Origin of the sequence: Mesorhizobium sp. M7A.F.Ca.CA.001.10.2.1 (assembly GCF_003998575.1) — a bacterium.
In the GTDB taxonomy this organism is placed as follows: Bacteria; Pseudomonadota; Alphaproteobacteria; order Rhizobiales; family Rhizobiaceae; genus Mesorhizobium.
Window position 1 is genome coordinate 1 of the sequence record NZ_RZQY01000604.1, and the last position, 3765, is coordinate 3765.

Below are 3765 nucleotides of genomic sequence, written 5' to 3' on the forward strand. Positions count from 1 at the left end.
GGAGGGCGTGGACCAGCCGGTCGGGCAGGTCGGCCGGATAGTTCCGCTCGACGAAAGTCGCCCGCGGATCGGCGGCAAATTTGGGGAACTCGGTGGTCAGTTGTTTCAGCAGCGTGCTCACCAGATGATCCTGTCCGGCAGCCTTGGCGCCGACCAGCCGCGCCGCCAGATAGTGTGATTTCGTTGCCGTCGTTCTCAATGCCATGCTGGCCGCGACCGCCTTGTTCATGTCGCCGAGCATGAACTCACCGACGAACAGCCCGTAATCCCACCATGTCGGGTGCCCGCTGAAGGTCTCCACCGCATGATCGAGGATCGGCGTTCCTTCAGCATATCGTCCGGCGAAGATCAGCCCGTAGCCGTAAGCGGCGGCCATGCCGAGATCGTAGGGGTTGAGTTCATAGGCCTTGCGCATCCAGCGGATCGCTTCGTCCGTATTGCCGAGGCGCGAACTGACATAGCCGTAGGAGCGATGCGCATAAGGGCTGGTCGGACCCATCTGCACGCCGCGATGGGCAAACTCGACGGCTGTCTCAATCGTCGCATTGGGCGGATAGGCGTAATGATCGGACACCGCCTCGAGATGCAGGGAAGCAAGCTCCGAATAGACGAGCGAGGACTTGGTTCCACCATTGGCCAGCTTCTCGAGGCATCGGTAGGCTGCCTCATGGGTCCTGGCGTTCTGGTCGAGGTAATATTTGCCGTTGAGCAGCAGGCATTGCGTCAGACCGTTTGGCGTGCCGGTCTGCTCGATATAGTTGTAGATGGTGCCGGAGGCGGGGAGTGCCGAGCTAAGCATATCGGCGATACGGTCTTCGACCGCTGCAGGTGCGCTGTCGGCGGGGGTGAGATTGCGCGATAGAAGCACCCGTCCGGACGCCATGCTTTGCAGTTCTATGGTGATGTCGCCCGCGTCCGGTCCAGATAGGACGTCGAATATGAAGCTCGTCGCGTCGTCGGCCGGATCGCCGACGGTGTCGCGGCCGATGAAGTCAATCGTATCGAAGCCACTCAGGCCGGCGCGCAGCGATGCGGCGACACGGCTGGCGTCGGGGCCGTCAGCCTTGAGTCCGATATAGACTTGCGGCAGAGCGTCAGCCCTTGCCGATGCCGTGATGCTTGCAGTTGCGCCAGCGATCTCCGGCATTGCCGAGATGTCGCCGCCTGCCAGCAAGGCAGTGCTGCCCTGGCGAAGGATCAGTACGCCCAGCATGGCGATGACCAAGGCGATCGCCATCCAGAAAAAGCGGAGATGGCGCGCCACCGAGGGGGCAGGCGAAGACGGTACGGAAGCCAGAGACATCGCCTCCAGCATGCCCGTGCCGGCTTCGTTTGACCGATCGGTGGATGCGGCGCCGTCCAGCCTGAGTTCGGGAACAGACTCGGCAATATCCGGCAGGCGGATCGCGTTCAATTCATAGGCAGGAACATAGCCGCCGCGCGGAATGGCGATGCGGACCGGCTCGGCAATTCCCTCATTGGCAAAATAGTGCTGCAGAAGCTCGCGCAGCCTGCCTGCCTGCACACGCACCACGGCATCGGTGGACGGATCGAAGTCGCCGTCCTTGCCGAAAACATCCATGGCAATGGAAAAGCCCTTGAGCCTGTCGGCTTCGCCGGCCTGTTCACGTTCGACAAGATAACGCAGCAGCTTGCGCGCGCGTTCGGATCGGCCGAACGTTTGGCTGGCAAGCAGTCGCTCCAGTGTCTCGCGCACTGCGGGGGCGGCAGGCGTGGCATGCTGCAAGTGTCGATCCTCTCGAAGTCGGCACAGGTTGAGGCGCGATCATATAGGTCCCGCACCACCACACAAGTATACACCCCGTTATGCGATCACGTACCCACCGGATAATTCCGCGGTGGTTAATGGCCCGAAAGATCGGAACCGATCACCAGATTGGGACGGTTCCGATCTTTGTTCCCGCCGGGCGTCAGCCGGCTTTTTAACCGACGATACGGTTCGCGGCAGACATCACTGCTTCCAGCGAGGCAGCGACGATGTTGGTGTTGATGCCGGCGCCGAACAGCTTGCCCTGGGGATATTCCATCTCGACATAGGAAATGGCCGACGCGTTCGAGCCGCGCTGCATCGAGTGCTCGGAATAGTCGAGCACCGACATCTCGACACCGACATGGAGCGACAGCGCATTGACGAAGCCATCGATCGGGCCGGTACCCGTGCCTGTAATCGTCACTTCCTTGCCGTTGTCGAGGATGACCGCCTCGACGACGCGCCGGCCCTTGATCTCGGTGCTGGGATAGGTGTGGTGATCGAGGAATTTCAGCCGCGCGCCGGGCTGGTCGACATAGGTCTCGATAAAGCGCTCGTAGATGCGCCTGGCCGGCACTTCCTTGCCCTCGGCATCGGTGATCGCCTGGATTTCCTGGCTGAACTCGATCTGCAGATTGCGCGGCAGGTTGAGGCCGTAATCTGCCTGCAGCACATAGGCGATGCCGCCCTTGCCGGACTGCGAATTGATGCGGATGATGGCTTCGTAGCTGCGTCCGACATCGGCCGGGTCGATCGGCAGATAGGGCACTTCCCACAGGCTCGTATTGGCCTTCTTCAGCGCCTTCATGCCCTTGTTGATGGCATCCTGGTGCGAACCGGAAAAGGCGGTGTAGACGAGTTCGCCGACATAGGGATGGCGCTCGGGGATCTTCAACTGGTTCGAATATTCGTAGACGTCCTTCATCCGGTTGATGTCGGAGCAATCGATCAAGGGATCGACACCTTGCGTGTACATGTTCAGCGCCAGCGTGACGATGTCGACATTGCCGGTGCGCTCGCCATTGCCGAACAGCGTGCCTTCGACGCGGTCGGCGCCGGCCATCAGGCCGAGCTCGGTGGTGGCTATGCCGGTGCCGCGGTCATTGTGCGGATGCAGCGAGACCAGCAGGTTTTCCCGGTTGTCGAGGTTGCGGCACATCCACTCGATGCGGTCGGCATAGATGTTGGGGGTCGACATCTCGACCGTCGAGGGCAGGTTGACGATCAGCTTGTTGTCCGCCGTCGGCCTGACGATCTCGGTGACGGCGTTGCAGATCTCCAGCGCCACTTCGAGTTCGGTGCCGGTAAAGCTTTCCGGCGAATACTCGAAACGAAAGCCTCCGCCGGCCTTGGCCGCCATGTCGGTGATCATCTTGGCGGCGTCGGTGGCGATGCGCTTGATGCCGCCGACGTCTTTTTCGAAGACGACGCGACGCTGCAGCTCGCTGGTCGAATTGTAGAAATGGACGATCGGGTTGGTGGCGCCCTTCAGCGCCTCGAAGGTGCGGGTGATCAGCTCCGGCCGGCACTGCACCAGCACCTGCAGCGAGACATCGGCGGGCACGTCGCCTTCCTCGATGCACCAGCGGGCAAAGTCGAAATCGGTCTGCGAGGCCGACGGGAAGCCGATCTCGATCTCCTTGAAGCCCATGTCGAGCAGCAGGCCGAACATGCGTGCCTTGCGCTCATGGCCCATCGGATCGATCAGCGCCTGGTTGCCGTCGCGCAAGTCAACCGAGCACCAGATCGGCGCCTTGTCGATCACCTTCGAAGGCCAGGTCCGGTCGGTGAGGCCGACGGTCGGATAGGGCTGATATTTGCGAGCCGCGTCGGGCATCCCTTTGGCCGAATCCGTGTCGGCTACCGCGGCATCGGAGCGGATTTCTTCTCGTGCGTTCATCGTCGGTTCTCCCGGCGGCTCATGGATCCACCTTCGGTGGATTGATGGCGAGCGGCGCCTTTACCAGAATTTCGTTCGCTTGATGTGATTGCCA

2 protein-coding genes are annotated in these 3765 nt (G+C 61.6%); both read right to left on the minus strand.

Annotation, left to right across the window (positions count from 1 at the left end; translation table 11 throughout):
• Window positions 1-1747: M48 family metallopeptidase (locus tag EN964_RS28200; protein ID WP_127276995.1), on the minus strand; the 1747-nt coding region annotated here is incomplete at its 3' end.
• 196 nt (window positions 1748-1943) lie between these two features.
• Window positions 1944-3671: a 2-isopropylmalate synthase gene (gene leuA, locus EN964_RS28205; protein ID WP_127267382.1), complete on the minus strand. Its 1728-nt coding sequence runs from the start codon at window positions 3669-3671 to the stop codon at window positions 1944-1946.
• Window positions 3672-3765 lie beyond the last annotated feature (94 nt).

Bases quoted from the DNA above. Each gene is read 5' to 3' on its own strand.
- leuA (WP_127267382.1), bottom strand. From the start codon at position 3,671: ATGAACGCACGAGAAGAAATCCGCTCCGATGCCGCGGTAGCCGACACG.